The organism is Cedecea lapagei (assembly GCF_900635955.1).
GTDB lineage: Bacteria > Pseudomonadota > Gammaproteobacteria > Enterobacterales > Enterobacteriaceae > Cedecea > Cedecea lapagei.
On record NZ_LR134201.1, the window covers coordinates 3,263,612 to 3,279,095 of the forward strand.

Genomic DNA, 15,484 nt, shown 5'->3' on the forward strand with positions numbered 1-15,484 from the left:
TTTTATCAGCATCTTTCAACAAGTTGAAACCTGGATGCGGTTATAATTAGCTCACCGTGACCGATATTTGTGAGAGATTATGGCGCATTCACACCCACACACACCTTCCGACAACAACGCAAAACGTCTGCTGTTTGCTTTCCTCATCACGGCGATTTTCATGGTTGCCGAAGTCATTGGCGGCCTGCTTTCCGGCTCGCTGGCTCTGCTGGCTGATGCAGGCCACATGCTTACCGATGCGGCCGCGCTGCTGTTTGCGCTGCTGGCCGTTCATTTTGCCCGCCGTCCTCCCAACGCCCGGCATACTTTTGGTTTGCTCCGCCTCACCACGCTTGCCGCGTTTGTTAACGCTATCGCTCTGGTGGTGATCACCATTTTGATCGTCTGGGAAGCGATTCAGCGTTTCTCAAATCCTCAACCTATTGCCGGCTGGGCCATGCTGACCATTGCCGTCGCCGGGCTACTGGCGAATCTGGTCTCATTCTGGATCCTGCACGGCGGTGGCGGAGAGAAAAACCTTAACGTTCGCGCGGCGGCATTGCATGTGTTGGGCGATTTGCTGGGGTCGGTGGGGGCAATAGTGGCGGCAGTAGTGATCCTCCTGACTGGCTGGACGCCTGTCGACCCAATCCTCTCCGTTCTGGTTTCTTGCCTGGTGTTACGCAGCGCCTGGAGCCTGCTGAAGGAGAGCGTAAACGAGCTGCTGGAAGGTGCGCCGAGCGCCATCGACATTGCTGCCCTGAAGCGGAACCTGTCACGCTCCATACCGGAAGTACGTAACGTGCACCACGTGCATATTTGGCTGGTGGGAGAAAAACCGTTGATGACGCTGCATGTTCAGGTGGTACCACCGCATGACCATGATGCCTTACTGGAACGTATACACCACTTCCTGGCGCACGAGTATCAGATAGAACACGCCACGGTACAGATGGAGTATCAGGTTTGTCACGGACCGGACTGCGACCTGAATGAGCATGACCATGCAGCAGGCCATGCTCATCACCATCACTGATCAGGAGAAGGCGCGCGACCCCGACTGGCGCGCGCTTTTAATCCACATCCGGCTGCCGTTTAGCGCAATGAAGGTCAGTATCAGGTATTCCAGAGACATCGCGTAAACGCCCTGCAGCGCAAAAATGACAACGCTAATCACATTGATGACTGTCCACAGCAGCCAGTTTTCCACGTATTTACGCGTCATCAGGATCATGGCCACAATGGAGAGCACCATCATGCATGAATCCCAGAAAGGATAAGCATCCGGCTGGAGCTCAGGCAGAGTAACATTCATCCCCAGAGCCTGCATTATCGTCACGGCAATCCGGGTGAGGAAGGCAAAGACCGGATCGATGAAGATCGTCATCAGCCCGATCGCCGCGATGATGATCACAAGCCAGGCGATCGCTTTAGGCAAGGGAAGCCAGCGGATTTGCAGCAGCGACTGATGATTACTGCTTTGCCGTGACCAGGCATACCAGCCGTAAATATTGGCCACGAAAAAGAACAGCTGCAGCAGCAGGCTGGCATAGAGCTGAATTTGAAAGAAAATAATGGCAAACAGCGTAACGTTGATTAACCCGAAAGCATAGTTCCCAATTTTTTCCAGGCTGGCAAGCCAGATACAAAGCAGCCCCGCCAGCGTCCCCACCGCCTCAATCCATGATAGGTCATACCCGCCCGCCCCAATGGGGATGTGAACGAGAATATTCTGCGTGCTAAAAAAATCCATGTACTCCCCAGAGCGTAATACTTTTACGCGTTGCCGTTTACCGTCCGGCGCAGCTCTGCCGCAAAGTCGAGCATTCGGTTGAGCGGAACCAGAGCCCCTTCACGCAGCGCAGCATCCACTTCGATTGTGTGTGCAGCCCCGCCCTGCTCCAGCCCCTCTGCAATCGCTTTCAGCCCGTTCATCGCCATCCACGGACAATGCGCGCAGCTGCGGCAGGTTGCCCCTTCCCCTGCAGTGGGCGCCTCCAGCAACTCTTTATCCGGACACGCCTGCTGCATTTTATAAAATATCCCGCGATCCGTTGCCACAATAAGCTGCTGATGGGGCAACGTTTTTGCCGCATTAATCAGCTGGCTGGTCGAGCCTACTGCATCGGCCATATCAACCACCGCCTGAGGTGACTCAGGGTGAACCAGCACAGCGGCATTCGGGTAGAGCGCCTTCATTCGCGCCAGCGCCTGAGTTTTAAACTCATCATGGACGATACAGGCGCCCTGCCAACACAGCACATCGGCTCCCGTCTGTTTCTGAACATAGCTACCAAGGTGGCGATCCGGTGCCCAGAGTATTTTCTCGCCCAGGCTGTCCAGATGCTCAATCAGCTCAACGGCGATGCTGGACGTTACGACCCAGTCAGCCCGCGCTTTTACCGCGGCAGAGGTATTAGCATAGACGACCACGGTGCGATCCGGATGCTGGTCGCAGAAGGCGTTGAAGGCATCAATGGGGCAGCCCAAATCTAATGAACACTCGGCGTTAAGGGTTGGCATTAGAATGGTTTTTTCTGGACTGAGGATCTTCGCCGTTTCTCCCATAAAACGAACCCCGGCGACCAGCAGCGTAGAGGCCGGATGATTGGCGCCGAAGCGAGCCATCTCAAGCGAGTCGGAGATACAGCCTCCCGTCTCTTCTGCTAGCGACTGAATTTCAGGGTCAGTGTAGTAGTGAGCCACCATCACCGCATTCCGCTCTTTAAGCAGGCGCTTAATTTTTTCGCGATAAAACTGTTTTTCTTCGCCACTCAGCGGTATCGGCTTCGCCGGGAAGGGATAAATCGCAGTTTCCGGGTCAAACATTACGCTCATCATGCAATCTCGTTTTACTGACTTAACATAACAGGCCACATTTAGCGTGATTCACGCCATTACCTGCGCTCATTGTTTTATATGCTAAACAAGATAGCGAAATTTAGTGACAATGTCGTGAGGAATTTTAAAAGGCTCTGGGCTAATGAGGCCGGTGCGCCTGCGCAGAAATTCGGGCGCTTTGCCGGCAAAACGCCCCGGGGCAGCGTGAGCTGAAAGTGTTTACTAAACACCAGCCCCTGCTCATGATGCTTTTCACAAAAGCCAAACGCAGATACAGCTCAGACGCTTCCAGGGCTTGTCACGCTGCCGCTTACCTTTTAGATTGCTTCTGCAGTAAGCCCGGTAAAAATGCATTCGCGAGCCCTCAGCACTTCGGGCTCCCCTGTTTACCAGCAAGCTCTGGCTGGGCTGAAAAAAGAGAGGAGCACCCGGTATGGCAAATATCCGTGATGTTGCCCGACAGGCGGGCGTATCAATCAGCAGCGTGTCCAATTTGCTAAACAACCGTCTCGGGCAAATGAGCAAAACGACGCGTGAGAAAATAGAACATGCGATAGCCACGCTGAACTATCGCCCAGCGTTGGCCGCAAAGGGCGATGAGAAAAGCCCAACGGAAATTATCGGCCTGATGGTGCCCTCGATAATCAATCCAAGCTTTTCTGCGTTGGTAGAAGAGATCAATCTTGCGGCCAGAGCGCTCGAGCACCGCGTAGTCCTCGGGAATGTTAACCGCCATGAGGATGAAGAGCGGGCTTTCATTAACGATATGCTGAAGCTGGGCGTAAGCGGCATGATTGTTGCCGCCAGCGATGTCCGCAAAACACATTTCATTCAGGCGGCCGAGCGCGGCATGGCGATTGTCAGCTATGACAATCGCTTCACGGAAATGATGGCGGCGGAAAGCCGTTTATTTGACAGCGTTTCCATGGACAACATGGCCGCGGGGCATCTTGCTGCCAGCCACCTCCTCCAGCGCGGCTGTCGCAATATTGTCTTTGCTACAGAATCGACATTGACGCTGAGCAGAAGCCATAAAATTGCGGGTTTTAAGGCCGCGCTCAATCAGTACAACCTTCCTAGGGAGGGAAGCCTCCTGGAAGGGACCGCCCGCCATGAGTATGGTGATAGCGAAATGTATGAACTTGGGCTTAGTCTGGCGGACACCTTACTCTCTCTGGAGATTTGCCCGGATGGTGTGGTGGCGATAAATGATGCGCTGGCTATCGGGCTGATAGCGGGCCTACGCCAGGCAAAAATCCACATCCCGCAACAGATATCACTGGTAGGGATCGATAATATCTCGCTTTCGGCTTTGGCATCGCCCGGCCTCACCTCCGTGCGGCCACCATTGGCAAAAATGGCCGGGCTGATGGTACAACGCCTGATAGCCCGAATGAATAATGCTGCGCTGCCGGTTGATGAATTTCTCTTTCCACCCGAACTGGTCATTCGTCAATCTGTTCGCTGACCGCTGAAAAATAAAATGCTAACGGATGAATGGAGCGCAGAAATTTTAACGAGATAATAAAATAGCCAATAAAAAAACTAATTAACCTACAACGTTAACGCCCTATTATTTATTAAGCTGCGTAATGCTATCGGCTGCGCATATTTATCGATAAATAGAGCTACTTATATGCCCAAGGATAAAACCGAGGAGTGCAAGATGATGACCTCAACGCCCCAGGCGGTCGAACGCAGCGCAATAAAAAAATTAATAATACATATCGTACCGCTTATGGTACTGCTTTATTTTTTAGCTTTTTTAGATCGTAATAACATGGCCTATGCGGCGATGGCTTTAGAGAGCAATATGGGCCTGAGCGCAACAGCGTTTGGATTTGCATCCGGCATTTTCTTTATCGGTTATTTTTTATTTGAGATCCCCAGCAGTGCAGGCACCGTGAGATTTGGCCCAAGAATATGGTTTGCCAGAATACTTATCTCGTGGGGAGTGTTTGCAACCCTCATGGGATTTGCTCGTACACCAACCGAACTTTATATTTGTAGATTTATGCTCGGCGTCTGCGAAGCGGGTTTCTTCCCGTCCGTGGTCTACTATTTTACCGTATTCTTTCCCAGACAATACCGCACCAAAATCCTTGGAATGTTTATCATCGTTCAGCCGCTTTCCAATGCATTAGGATCCCCGATATCCGGATTTATTCTTGATATACACCATGGATGGTTCGGCCTGGAGCCTTGGCAGCTATTGTTCATCGTGGAGGGTATTCCGCCCATAGTCGTAGGTCTTCTGATCCCCTTCATTCTTAAAAACTCTCCTCATGAGGTGAATTATCTTAATGTCGAAGAGAAAGCCTGGCTGATTAGCAACATGGAGCGTTCCCGTTCGGGAGGAAAGATTAAACTGGCCGATTTTATCGCCGGCATTAAAAATAAAAAATACTTCCTCTATGCGCTACTTAATTTTGGTATGGTTTGTGGAATTTATGGCTTTGGTATGTGGCTGCCTTCGATTTTAACTGTAATTTCTGGCGATAATATCTTCAAGGTCAGTCTTCTCGCCTTAATTCCCTACGGGCTGGCTGCTTTATTGATTTATCCCTGGAGCCACTGGGCCAGCAAAACGAAAAAGATTGGCATTTTTGCTGGACTGAGCATGACGATTGCCGCATTTGGCCTTGCCGGTGCGGGAATGTTATTCAGTTATAACATTTTTATTTCTCTTACATTTTTATGCATTGCCTCGATCGGTATTTATACCTCGGTGCCGTGTTTTTTATCCATGCCGGCGAATGTTTCCAGCGGTGCTGAATCGGCCGCCGGGCTGGCCGTCGTAAGCAGCATTGGAAATATTGGCGGTTTTTTTGCCCCTTCCGTCGTGGGGATATTAAACGATATAACCAAAGGAAGCGTAGCAGGTCTTATTTTCCTTTCTTTATGTTTATTCATTACCGGATTGGTTTGCATATTTTATTGCTCACGCCAGCCGGAGGGCGTTATACGCTCTTCACATTAACTGATATCGAAATGAGGAGTGACTCATGGGCAGTCTCAAAGGTAAAAAAGTGTTCATTACCGGAGCAGAGCAGGGAATCGGGCGGGCAACCGCAGAGCGGCTGATTGATGCCGGGTGTGATATTTTTATTCATCATCATAGCGGAGAGGAGTCGGCCAGATCGCTGGTTGAACAGGCCCGTGCAAAAGGTCTTAAAGCCTCCTTGCAATATGCTGACTTAACGCAGCAGGATGAGACGCAGGCGTGCGTCAGCGCGGCCGGGGAGTATCTCGGCGGCATTGATATTCTGATTAATAATGTGGGCGGCATCGTTGCACGCAAATGGCTTGGAGAAGTTGACGCTGATTTCTGGCGTAAGGTATGGGACGTTAATCTCACCACCATGCTGAATGTCACCCAAGCCGCACTCCCCTTCCTTAAAAGCGCCTCCTCCGGGGCGAGCATCATCAATGTGTCATCTCTGGCGGGCCGTGCCGGTGGGCACTCTGGTTCCCTGGTTTATTCAACCGCCAAAGGCGCCGTGCTGACCTGGTCACGCTCGCTGGCCGCAGAGCTGGCTGAATTCGGTGTACGCGTCAATGCCGTCGCCCCTGGCTTAATCCTTGGCACTCATTTTCATGAGAGGCACACGACTAAAGCGTCGGCAGATGAGACGATAAAAACCATCCCGCTGGGCAGAGCAGGCACGCCGGATGATGTTGCACGGGCTATCGCTTTCCTTGCTGCCGAATATGACGGTTTTATTTCCGGAGCCACTATCGATATCAATGGCGGCGTTTACCGCATGTAATGGAGTGCCGGGTCCGCCGTGGCCCGGCCTTTAAGGAGAGATCGGTGATTAAAACAGCCATTATTCACCCTCAGCTGATTAGCGCTCTGGCGCAGTGCGGCCACAAGACCCAAATTCTTCTTGCCGATGCGAACTACTCTTTTGTTACCCACTCTCCACCTACGGCCACCGTTGTTTATCTGAACCTTGCGCCCGGCATGATAGGCAGTCCGACGATCCTGGAGCATCTCATGGAGACCATTGCCGTTGAGCAGGCCACCATGATGATATGGCCCGAGACGTTTACTAATTCTATTGTAGAGGAGTTCAGGCAGCGGCTGCCGCCGACGTGCCCGTTGGAATATCTGGAGAGAGAGGCGTTTTATGACTGCGTAAAATCGGACAGGACGCTGCTGGTCATTGCCAGCGGAGAAATGCGACGCTTTGCTAATCTACTGCTTACGGTTGCGCCCTGCGTCTGAGAGAAGCGCAGATCGCAAAAAGGCGCCTTTAGGGCGCCTTTTTACATTGGTGGGTCGTGCAGGATGACTCCACCCTACGGGCCGTTGTTATCACAACGTTGTTTCGCTTTCGCTCAACTCGAACCTGCGGCAGGTTCTCATACTGCCCGAATTTCAAATAGCAAAAAGGCGCCTTTAGGGCGCCTTTCTACATTGGTGGGTCGTGCAGGATGACTCGCTTCGCTCGCCCTTCGGGTCGTTGCTAAAGCAACGCTGTGTCGCTGTGCTCCACTCGAACCTGCGGCAGGTTCTCATACTGCCCGAATTTCAAATAGCAAAAAGGCGCCTTTAGGGCGCCTTTCTACATTGGTGGGTCGTGCAGGATTCGAACCTGCGACCAATTGATTAAAAGTCAACTGCTCTACCAACTGAGCTAACGACCCGCTATATGCGGTTACTGCAAACTTCTTTACTGCTTTTACTTAAAATTGGTAGGTCGTGCAGGATGATTTCACCCTACGGGCCGTTGTTATCACAACGTTGTTTCGCTTTCGCTCAACTCGAACCTGCTGCAGGTTCGAACCCTTCACGCCTGACTACTGCTTACAACTTTAAAGTGGTGGGTCGTGCAGGATTCGAACCTGCGACCAATTGATTAAAAGTCAACTGCTCTACCAACTGAGCTAACGACCCGCTGTATACGGTTACTGCAAACTTCTTTACTGTTTTTACTTTAAAGTGGTGGGTCGTGCAGGATGATTTCACCCTACGGGCCGTTGTTATCACAACGTTGTTTCGCTTTCGCTCAACTCAAACCTGCCGCAGGTTCGAACCCTTCACGCCTGACTACTGCTTACAACTTTAAAGTGGTGGGTCGTGCAGGATTCGAACCTGCGACCAATTGATTAAAAGTCAACTGCTCTACCAACTGAGCTAACGACCCACTTTTGTGTCACTTTGGGTTTGTTTCTTATCCCTTGGCAACGGCGGCATATATTACTGATTTAAGATTTTGACGCAACAATAATTTTGACGCATATCGTTCAACTGCTTATGTTTCGCACGGCAAGACCAGAAAAACGACGATATCTGGTCAGGCCGCAAGCATTACTGCGCGTTCAGACGTTTTTGCGCCTGCTTTGCACCTTCAGTGCCTGGATACTGTTTAACGACCTGCTGGTAGACGGCTTTCGCTTTTGCAGCGTCACCTTTGTCCTGCATGATCACGCCAACCTTAAACATGGCATCCGGAGCCTTCGGCGATTTTGGGTAATTTTTCACCACGGAGGCAAAATAAAACGCCGCGTCATCCTTTTTGCCTTTGTTGTAATTCAACTGACCGAGCCAGTAGTTGGCGTTCGGCAAATACGTTGAATCCGGATACTTCTTCACAAAGCTCTGAAAGGCGTTAATAGCATCGTCCTGGCGCGATTTATCCTGCACCAGAGCGATGGCCGCGTTGTAGTCGCTGTTTGCGTCACCGCTCTGAACAGGAGCCGCAGGGGCCGCGTTAGAGGCTCCTGCATCCGGCGTAGCCGCCGCGCCCTGGTCGCCAGCAGCAGGTTGCTGTGCGGCACCGCTGCTTAGACTATTCATCTGCAGCAAAATTTGCTTTTGACGCTCCACAACCTGATTCAGCTGATACTGACTTTCCTGGATCTGACCGCGCAGGGAATCAATATCATTCTGGTTATCGGAGAGTTGTTGCTGGAGTTGGGTCAAAAGCTGACTGTGAGCGTTAGAAATACGCTCGAGTTGAGTGACACGGTCTTCGACCGAGCCTGAGCCGACACTACTGATTGGCGCCTGAGCATTAGCGGCCCAAGGGGCCGCTATGCCAACCAGTAACGACAGACTCAACAAGTGATGTCTGAAGTTACTGCTCATGCGATTCTCTTAGTAAACCAGTACGGCACGACGGTTTTTAGCGTAAGCCGCTTCGTCATGACCCAGTACTGCAGGTTTTTCTTTACCGTAAGAAACGATGGAGATCTGGTCTGCAGAAACGCCTTTACCTTGCAGGTACATTTTAACAGCGTTAGCACGACGTTCGCCCAGTGCGATGTTGTACTCTGGGGTACCGCGCTCATCCGCATGACCTTCTACGGTCACTTTGTAAGACGGGTTGCTACGCAGGAAGTTAGCGTGTGCATCCAGCATTGCAGCGAATTCAGAGCTAACATCGTATTTGTCCAGACCGAAGTAAACGATGTTGTTCTGCTGCAGCTGTTGCATCTGCAGACGAGCCTGCTCTTCAGAGGACATGTTGCCCTGGCCGTTAGCGTCCATACCAGTGCCGGCACCCAGCATACCTTCACCGCTCTGACCATTGTTGGCGCTCTTGTTAGAAGAACACGCCGCGATAGCCATAACCGGCAGAGCAATCATCAGCCCTTTCAGCACTTTGTTCAGTTGCATTTCTTTGATCCTTTAATAATCAATATTGTTATCACAGATACGGCGACCAGGCAGGGAATTTGACCTGTCCATCAGTTGCCGGAAGACGCGCTTTGAAACGCCCATCTGTTGAAACCAAATTCAGCACGGATCCCATCCCCTGAGAAGAGCTGTAGATTACCATAGTGCCGTTAGGTGCCAGACTTGGCGTTTCATCCAGGAACGTTGACGATAAAGTTGTTACGCCACCCGCTACCAGATCCTGTTTGGCAATGTGCTGCTGACCGCTAGCGGAGCTGACCATTACCATAATTTTACCGTCGGCACTGACATCGGCATCCTGGTTCTGAGAACCTTCCCAGGAAAGACGCTGCGGAGCACCGCCACTGATACTGACTTTATAAATCTGTGGACGACCCGCCTGGTCAGAGGTATAGGCCAGGGTTTGGTTGTCCGGGAACCAGGTTGGTTCGGTGTTGTTGCTGCGACCTTCTGTCACCTGACGAATCTGGCCAGAGCCGAGGTCCATCACGTACAGCTGAAGGCTGCCGGTTTTAGACAGCGCGAACGCCAGCTTAGAACCGTCCGGAGAGAACGCCGGTGCGCCGTTGTGCTGCGGGAACGAAGCAATCTGACGTACCGCGCCGTTAGCCAGCGTCTGCACAACCAGCGCAGAACGGCCGCTTTCGAAGGTTACATAAGCCAGTTTGCTGCCGTCCGGAGACCAGGCCGGAGACATCAGCGGCTGCGGAGAACGGTGAACCACAAACTGATTGTAGCCATCGTAATCAGAAACACGCAGCTCATACGGGAACTGACCGCCGTTGGTCTGCACGACATAGGCGATACGGGTGCGGAAAGCGCCCTTAATCCCGGTCAGCTTCTCAAACACTTCATCACTGGCGGTATGGCCGGCATAGCGCAGCCACTGTTTGTTCACTTTGTAGGAGTTCTGAGCCAGAACAGTCCCCGGCGCACCCGAGGTATCGACCAGCTGGTACGCAACGGTGTAGCTGCCGTCACCGTTTGGCGTCACCTGGCCTACCACGACGGCGTCAATACCGAGCGCGGTCCAGGCTGCAGGCTGAACTTCCTGAGCAGAGCCCGGCTGCTGAGGCAGGCGAGATCTGTCGAGAGGGTTGAATTTACCGCTGTTACGCAGGTCGGCGGCTACGATGCCACCGATATCTTCAGGCGCGGCGCCAGGGCCTGCCCAGGTAAACGGAACCACGCCAATAGGACGAGCAGAGTCGACCCCCTGGGTGATCTCAATACGAACTTCTGCGTGCAGCACCGCTGCCCACAGCATTAAGAAACTTAACGCTACACGAAATGCCTGCTTCATCATATCTCCCTTATCCAGGCGGAAAGCCCACGATAATTTAGCAGAATGTTAACAAACCCAAATACACAAAACTACCAAAACCCTGTAACTCAGCTTAGTGTGCTTTCCCCGTTATGACGGGGAAAACCGCGTTAAGGCTTAAAGTCGATCGGTGCGTTCTTGAAGACTTCATAAACAGCTTCGCTTGGCGGCTTAGGGATCTTCGCCAGACGCGCTGCCGCAACGGCAGCCTGGCAAAGCGCTGCATCGCCACCTTCTGGCTTGATATCAAGCAGAAGGCCATCCGGCGCCAGCTTGATCCGCAGCGAACAGGTCTTACCGGCAAACGAAGGATCGTTATAGAACTTACTCTCGATCGCTGCCTTTATCTGACCTGCGTAGCCGTTGATCTCTGCGCCGCTTGCGCCGTTGTTTTTATTATTCCCTTTTCCGGCGGCGGCTGCGGCATTACCTTTCGCCCCACCGCCAGTTTTCGGTGCATTCTTACCTGAGCTTAAATCACCGAACAAATCGTCAACGCCCTGCGCGGCAGCTTTGTCGGAAGCGGCTTTCTCAGCGGCAGCCTTCTTCTTAGCATCCGCAGCCGCTTTCTTATCTGCTGCGGCTTTCGCTGCGGCAGCTTTGTCAGCGGCGGCTTTCTCTGCTGCCTTTTCGGCTGCTGCTTTCTCGGCAGCGGCTTGCTTAGCGGCTTCCGCTTTTTCAGCAGCAGCCTGCTTGGCGGCCTCTGCGGCGGCTTTCTTCTCGGCTTCCTGCGCAGCTTTCTTAGCGGCAGCATCTGCAGCTTTTTTCTCGGCATCCTGCTGAACTTTTTTCGCTGCTGCAGCAGCATCTGCGGCGGCTTTTTTCTCTGCGTCAGCCGCTTTCTTAGCCGCCTCTTCAGCGGCTTTCTTCTGAGCGTCTGCCGCAGCCTTCTTCGCCGCTTCTTCTGCAGCCTTCGCCTGGGCATCAGCCTGGGCTTTGGCCTGAGCGTCTGCCTGGGCTTTAGCCTGTGCATCGGCCTTCGCTTTAGCAGCAGCTGCCTCAGCCTGTTTCTGCTGTTCCTGAGCCTGTTTCGCGGCCGCTTCAGCCTGCTTCTGCTGCTCGGCCTGCGCTTTTGCCTGCTCCTGAGCGGCCAGACGCTCTTTCTCCAGCTCTTTCAGACGCTGTTGCTCTGCCGCCTGTTTTTGCTGAAGCTCTTCTGCCTGCTGCTGCGCCTGCTTTTCGCGCTGCTCGGCAGCACGTTTGCTGCTGGCCTGCTGCTGCTGTTGGCGATTGTAGTTTTCTACTACCGCACCCGGGTCAACCATCACCGCGTCAATAGAAGAACCACCGCCACCGCCAGCGGATGCATCAATGTGCTCATCAAACGAGCTCCAGATCAGGATGCCAATCAAGATGATATGCAGCACCACTGAAACGATGATCGCTCGTTTTAATTTAGCGTTCTCTTCGGTTGCCTTTGACACTGTCGGTTCCCAAACGTTTTAAGCGAAATGGATCAGATTGGCTGCGTCATCAAACCGACGGACTTCACGCCCGCCTGATGCAACAGATTCAGCGCCTTGATGATCTCGTCATACGGAACATCTTTTGCACCGCCGATCAAAAAGACCGTTTTAGGATTCGCCTGCAGGCGGCGCTGCGCTTCGGCAACAACCTGCTCCGACGGCAGCTGATCCATACGATCTTTCTCAACCACTACGCTGTACTGCCCTACCCCGGACACTTCAATAATGACCGGCGGCTCATCGTTACTGCTGACGGTCTGAGAATCTGTCGCATCCGGCAGATCCACCTCGACGCTCTGAGTGATGATTGGTGCGGTTGCCATAAAGATCAGCAATAGCACCAACAGCACGTCCAGCAAAGGAACAATGTTAATTTCTGACTTCAGCTCACGACGACCACGTCCGCGTCTGGCCATGACTTACCCCTTGTTACTGCTTTTCGCTGCTGGTAAAAGCCTGACGGTGCAGGATAGCCGTGAACTCTTCCATAAAGTTGTCGTAGTTCAATTCCAGTTTGTTCACGCGTTGGTTCAGGCGGTTATACGCCATAACGGCAGGAATCGCGGCAAACAGACCAATCGCCGTAGCAATCAGCGCTTCAGCAATCCCCGGCGCAACCATTTGCAGCGTCGCCTGCTTCACCGCACCCAGGGCGATAAAGGCATGCATAATCCCCCACACCGTACCAAACAGGCCGATGTACGGGCTGATGGAACCGACGGTGCCAAGGAAAGGAATGTGGGTTTCAAGCGTTTCCAGCTCGCGGCTCATCGAGATACGCATCGCACGCGACGCCCCCTCAACCACGGCTTCTGGCGCATGGGTATTTGCGCGATGCAGACGCGCGAACTCTTTAAAGCCGGAATAGAAGATTTGCTCAGAGCCGCTGAGGCTGTCGCGACGACCCTGACTCTCCTGATACAGGCGAGACAGTTCGATACCGGACCAGAACTTATCTTCAAATGCCTCGGCTTCGCGGCTGGCGGCATTAAGGATACGCGTACGCTGAATGATGATTGCCCATGATGCGATGGAAAAACCAATCAAAATCAACATGATAAATTTGACCAGAAGGCTTGCCTTCAGGAACAAATCAAGGATATTCATGTCAGTCACTGCTTGAACTCCGCGACAATAGACTTGGGAAGCGCACGTGGCTTCATTAGGTGTGGATCAACACAGACAATCAGCACTTCAGCTTCGTTCAGCAACTGATTTTCAGCGTTGACTATTCGCTGCGTAAACACCATAGAAGTGCCGCGCATCGATGTAATTTCACTTTGGATTTCGAGTAAATCGTCGAGTCGGGCAGGCGCAAGATAATCAACCGTAATCCTGCGTACGACAAAGGCGACACGCTCCGCCAACAGGGAATGCTGGTTAAAGTTGTGCTGGCGCAGCATCTCTGTGCGTGCTCTTTCATAAAAAGCAACATAACTGGCATGGTAAACCACGCCACCGGCGTCAGTGTCTTCATAGTAAACACGGACCGGCCATCGAAACAGCGTTGTACTCACTTTACATCCCGGTAATGCAATTTAACGCTGCTTACTATACGCAAGAGAATGAGGGTTTGGAATGGATTGTTTTAAACGTTAAGTAAATTTTTATGGGCTTGTTAAAGCCCATAATTTCTGCGTCGTGCGGGGAAATCTATGCTGACATTCAGAAGAAGAAAAACAGCAGTCCAGCGATGAGCACTAAATCGGCAATCAGCGGGCAGAAAATTCCCTGCCAAAGCACTTTTGTTGGGCGAAAACCCACGCCGTGGATGATACCGGCGCAAACGCCCCACATCAGCAGGAAGCCATGCCAAATCTCCAGTTCGCTCGTTTTAGCTGCGAAACGAGACGGGTCCCAGAAGATGCACCCTGCCAGCACCAGCGCCATCACTAAGGAAAGAGCCCGCAGGGGGCTCTTGTCCATTACCGCGTACAGTTTCGCGATAACGTATTCCATCAGTGCTCTTCTTTTCCGGCCTTGCTTGCCTCAACGTGCTCGAGAGCCAGCGCGGTAATAATCCCGAATGCACACGCCAGCAGCGTGCCCAGAATCCATGCAAAGTACCACATAATCGACTCCTTATTAGTACAGAGAGGTGGAGTTGCTTTCGATGTGCTCTTTCGTGATCCGACCGAACATTTTCCAGTAACACCAGGTGGTGTAGAGAAGAATGATAGGCACGAACACGATGGCGACATAGGTCATCACATTCAGCGTCAGCTGGCTGGACGTCGCATCCCACATGGTCAGGCTAGCGTTCATCATGGTGCTGGAAGGCATCACGAACGGGAACATAGCAATACCGGCGGTCAGGATCACGCAGGCCAGCGTCAGCGAAGAGAAGACAAACGCCAGCGCGCCTCTCTCCAGACGAGACATCAGGATGGTCAGCAGCGGCAGCACAACGCCCAGAGCAGGAATTGCCCACAGAGCCGGCATATTGTTGAAGTTAACCATCCAGGCACCAGCCTGACGCGCAACTTCTTTGGTCAGCGGGTTAGATGCGGCATGGTGATCCAGTGCGGAAGTCACGACGTAGCCATCAATACCGTAAACCACCCAAACGCCTGCCAGAGCGAAGCACACCATCATGATCAGCGCAGCAATTTGAGCCGCCGCTTTCGCACGCAGGTGCAGCTCACCAACGGTACGCATCTGCAGGTAGGTTGCCCCCTGAGCCACGATCATCGACACGCTGACAACGCCCGCCAGCAGACCAAACGGATTCAGCAGCTGGAAGAAGTTACCGGTGTAGTAGAGACGCAGGTATTCATCGACGTGGAACGGTACGCCCTGCAAGAGGTTACCGAACGCCACGCCAATCACCAGCGGTGGCACGAAGCTGCCCACAAAGATGCCCCAGTCCCACATATTGCGCCAGCGGGTATCTTCGATCTTCGAGCGGTAGTCAAAACCTACCGGACGGAAGAACAAGGAAGCCAGCACCAGAATCATGGCGACATAGAAGCCTGAGAAGGCAGCGGCGTAGACCATCGGCCAGGCGGCAAACAATGCGCCACCGGCGGTGATTAACCAGACCTGGTTCCCGTCCCAGTGCGGCGCAATGGAGTTAACCATGATACGGCGCTCAACGTCGGTACGGCCAATCACGCGGGACAGCATGCCCACGCCCATGTCGAAGCCGTCGGTGACGGCGAAGCCAATCAGCAGTATGCCGACCAGCAGCCACCAGATAAAACGCAATACTTCATAATCGATCAT

At 52.8% G+C, this 15,484-nt stretch carries 17 protein-coding genes, 3 tRNA genes and 4 other RNA genes; 5 read left to right on the forward strand and 19 right to left on the reverse strand.

The window, feature by feature from the left end; all coding sequences use genetic code 11:
* Positions 1 to 79: 79 nt before the first annotated feature.
* Positions 80 to 1,015, forward strand: a complete 936-nt coding sequence (zitB, locus tag EL098_RS15790) for a CDF family zinc transporter ZitB (protein WP_126357117.1) — start codon at positions 80 to 82, stop codon at positions 1,013 to 1,015.
* Here zitB and pnuC read toward each other — a convergent pair whose 3' ends face one another.
* Complete coding sequence (gene pnuC, locus EL098_RS15795; RefSeq protein WP_126357118.1) at positions 1,016 to 1,732, reverse strand: nicotinamide riboside transporter PnuC; 717 nt, start codon at positions 1,730 to 1,732, stop codon at positions 1,016 to 1,018.
* Positions 1,733 to 1,755: 23 nt separating this feature from the next.
* The gene (gene nadA, locus EL098_RS15800) at positions 1,756 to 2,817 is read right to left on the reverse strand and encodes a quinolinate synthase NadA (RefSeq protein ID WP_126358473.1); all 1,062 of its coding nucleotides are present in this window, start codon (positions 2,815 to 2,817) and stop codon (positions 1,756 to 1,758) included.
* Positions 2,818 to 3,253: 436 nt separating this feature from the next.
* Between nadA and EL098_RS15805 the strand changes: the two genes are divergently transcribed.
* The 4 genes from EL098_RS15805 (at position 3,254) to EL098_RS15820 (ending at position 7,051) form a co-directional block, all read left to right on the forward strand.
* A complete protein-coding gene (locus EL098_RS15805; RefSeq protein ID WP_126357119.1) occupies positions 3,254 to 4,288 on the forward strand; it encodes a LacI family DNA-binding transcriptional regulator in 1,035 nt (344 codons plus the stop codon).
* Between the two features lie 198 nt (positions 4,289 to 4,486).
* Complete coding sequence (locus EL098_RS15810) at positions 4,487 to 5,800, forward strand: MFS transporter (protein ID WP_126357120.1); 1,314 nt, start codon at positions 4,487 to 4,489, stop codon at positions 5,798 to 5,800.
* Between the two features lie 25 nt (positions 5,801 to 5,825).
* Positions 5,826 to 6,590, forward strand: coding sequence for an SDR family NAD(P)-dependent oxidoreductase (locus EL098_RS15815; RefSeq protein ID WP_126357121.1), 765 nt, complete (start codon positions 5,826 to 5,828; stop codon positions 6,588 to 6,590).
* Positions 6,591 to 6,634: 44 nt separating this feature from the next.
* Entirely contained in the window at positions 6,635 to 7,051 is a 417-nt protein-coding gene (locus tag EL098_RS15820; RefSeq protein WP_126357122.1) for an RbsD/FucU domain-containing protein, read from the forward strand.
* A 47-nt stretch (positions 7,052 to 7,098) separates the two neighbouring features.
* Here the strand turns inward: EL098_RS15820 and EL098_RS15825 are convergent.
* The 17 genes from EL098_RS15825 to cydB form a co-directional block, all read right to left on the reverse strand.
* A non-coding RNA gene (locus tag EL098_RS15825) (RtT sRNA) lies at positions 7,099 to 7,213 on the reverse strand.
* 31 nt (positions 7,214 to 7,244) lie between these two features.
* Positions 7,245 to 7,366, reverse strand: a non-coding RNA gene (locus EL098_RS15830) — RtT sRNA.
* A 31-nt stretch (positions 7,367 to 7,397) separates the two neighbouring features.
* Positions 7,398 to 7,473, reverse strand: a tRNA-Lys gene (locus EL098_RS15835).
* A 46-nt stretch (positions 7,474 to 7,519) separates the two neighbouring features.
* Positions 7,520 to 7,634, reverse strand: a non-coding RNA gene (locus EL098_RS15840) — RtT sRNA.
* Between the two features lie 13 nt (positions 7,635 to 7,647).
* Positions 7,648 to 7,723 (reverse strand) — tRNA-Lys (locus EL098_RS15845).
* 46 nt (positions 7,724 to 7,769) lie between these two features.
* Positions 7,770 to 7,884, reverse strand: a non-coding RNA gene (locus EL098_RS15850) — RtT sRNA.
* A 13-nt stretch (positions 7,885 to 7,897) separates the two neighbouring features.
* Positions 7,898 to 7,973: transfer RNA gene (locus EL098_RS15855), tRNA-Lys, on the reverse strand.
* A gap of 164 nt (positions 7,974 to 8,137) precedes the next feature.
* Positions 8,138 to 8,917, reverse strand: coding sequence for a cell division protein CpoB (gene cpoB / locus EL098_RS15860; protein ID WP_126357123.1), 780 nt, complete (start codon positions 8,915 to 8,917; stop codon positions 8,138 to 8,140).
* A 9-nt stretch (positions 8,918 to 8,926) separates the two neighbouring features.
* The gene (pal, locus tag EL098_RS15865) at positions 8,927 to 9,448 is read right to left on the reverse strand and encodes a peptidoglycan-associated lipoprotein Pal (RefSeq protein ID WP_126357124.1); all 522 of its coding nucleotides are present in this window, start codon (positions 9,446 to 9,448) and stop codon (positions 8,927 to 8,929) included.
* Positions 9,449 to 9,479: 31 nt separating this feature from the next.
* Positions 9,480 to 10,772: a Tol-Pal system beta propeller repeat protein TolB gene (gene tolB, locus EL098_RS15870; RefSeq protein ID WP_008456170.1), complete on the reverse strand. Its 1,293-nt coding sequence runs from the start codon at positions 10,770 to 10,772 to the stop codon at positions 9,480 to 9,482.
* 131 nt (positions 10,773 to 10,903) lie between these two features.
* Positions 10,904 to 12,217 carry a cell envelope integrity protein TolA gene (gene tolA, locus EL098_RS15875; protein ID WP_126357125.1) on the reverse strand — a complete coding sequence of 438 codons (1,314 nt, stop codon included), beginning with the start codon at positions 12,215 to 12,217 and terminating at the stop codon, positions 10,904 to 10,906.
* Between the two features lie 32 nt (positions 12,218 to 12,249).
* Positions 12,250 to 12,675 (reverse strand): colicin uptake protein TolR, encoded by a 426-nt coding sequence (tolR, locus tag EL098_RS15880; protein WP_008456166.1) that lies wholly within the window; start codon positions 12,673 to 12,675, stop codon positions 12,250 to 12,252.
* 13 nt (positions 12,676 to 12,688) lie between these two features.
* Entirely contained in the window at positions 12,689 to 13,375 is a 687-nt protein-coding gene (gene tolQ / locus EL098_RS15885) for a Tol-Pal system protein TolQ (RefSeq protein ID WP_008456164.1), read from the reverse strand.
* Positions 13,372 to 13,776, reverse strand: coding sequence for a tol-pal system-associated acyl-CoA thioesterase (gene ybgC, locus EL098_RS15890; protein WP_126357126.1), 405 nt, complete (start codon positions 13,774 to 13,776; stop codon positions 13,372 to 13,374). The genes tolQ and ybgC overlap by 4 nt, the downstream gene beginning before the upstream one ends.
* Positions 13,777 to 13,924: 148 nt before the next feature.
* The gene (gene ybgE, locus EL098_RS15895) at positions 13,925 to 14,218 is read right to left on the reverse strand and encodes a cyd operon protein YbgE (RefSeq protein WP_039291236.1); all 294 of its coding nucleotides are present in this window, start codon (positions 14,216 to 14,218) and stop codon (positions 13,925 to 13,927) included.
* Positions 14,218 to 14,331: a cytochrome bd-I oxidase subunit CydX gene (gene cydX, locus EL098_RS15900; RefSeq protein WP_008456153.1), complete on the reverse strand. Its 114-nt coding sequence runs from the start codon at positions 14,329 to 14,331 to the stop codon at positions 14,218 to 14,220. Before cydX ends, ybgE begins: the two co-directional genes overlap by 1 nt.
* Positions 14,332 to 14,344: 13 nt before the next feature.
* Complete coding sequence (gene cydB, locus EL098_RS15905) at positions 14,345 to 15,484, reverse strand: cytochrome d ubiquinol oxidase subunit II (RefSeq protein WP_126357127.1); 1,140 nt, start codon at positions 15,482 to 15,484, stop codon at positions 14,345 to 14,347.

Coding starts and splice junctions, on each gene's coding strand:
- zitB (WP_126357117.1), top strand. CDS start 80: ATGGCGCATTCACACCCACACACACCTTCCGACAACAACGCAAAACGT.
- pnuC (WP_126357118.1), bottom strand. CDS start 1,732: ATGGATTTTTTTAGCACGCAGAATATTCTCGTTCACATCCCCATTGGG.
- nadA (WP_126358473.1), bottom strand. CDS start 2,817: ATGAGCGTAATGTTTGACCCGGAAACTGCGATTTATCCCTTCCCGGCG.
- EL098_RS15805 (WP_126357119.1), top strand. CDS start 3,254: ATGGCAAATATCCGTGATGTTGCCCGACAGGCGGGCGTATCAATCAGC.
- EL098_RS15810 (WP_126357120.1), top strand. CDS start 4,487: ATGATGACCTCAACGCCCCAGGCGGTCGAACGCAGCGCAATAAAAAAA.
- EL098_RS15815 (WP_126357121.1), top strand. CDS start 5,826: ATGGGCAGTCTCAAAGGTAAAAAAGTGTTCATTACCGGAGCAGAGCAG.
- cpoB (WP_126357123.1), bottom strand. CDS start 8,917: ATGAGCAGTAACTTCAGACATCACTTGTTGAGTCTGTCGTTACTGGTT.
- pal (WP_126357124.1), bottom strand. CDS start 9,448: ATGCAACTGAACAAAGTGCTGAAAGGGCTGATGATTGCTCTGCCGGTT.
- tolB (WP_008456170.1), bottom strand. CDS start 10,772: ATGAAGCAGGCATTTCGTGTAGCGTTAAGTTTCTTAATGCTGTGGGCA.
- tolR (WP_008456166.1), bottom strand. CDS start 12,675: ATGGCCAGACGCGGACGTGGTCGTCGTGAGCTGAAGTCAGAAATTAAC.
- ybgE (WP_039291236.1), bottom strand. CDS start 14,218: ATGGAATACGTTATCGCGAAACTGTACGCGGTAATGGACAAGAGCCCC.
- cydX (WP_008456153.1), bottom strand. CDS start 14,331: ATGTGGTACTTTGCATGGATTCTGGGCACGCTGCTGGCGTGTGCATTC.
- cydB (WP_126357127.1), bottom strand. CDS start 15,484: ATGATCGATTATGAAGTATTGCGTTTTATCTGGTGGCTGCTGGTCGGC.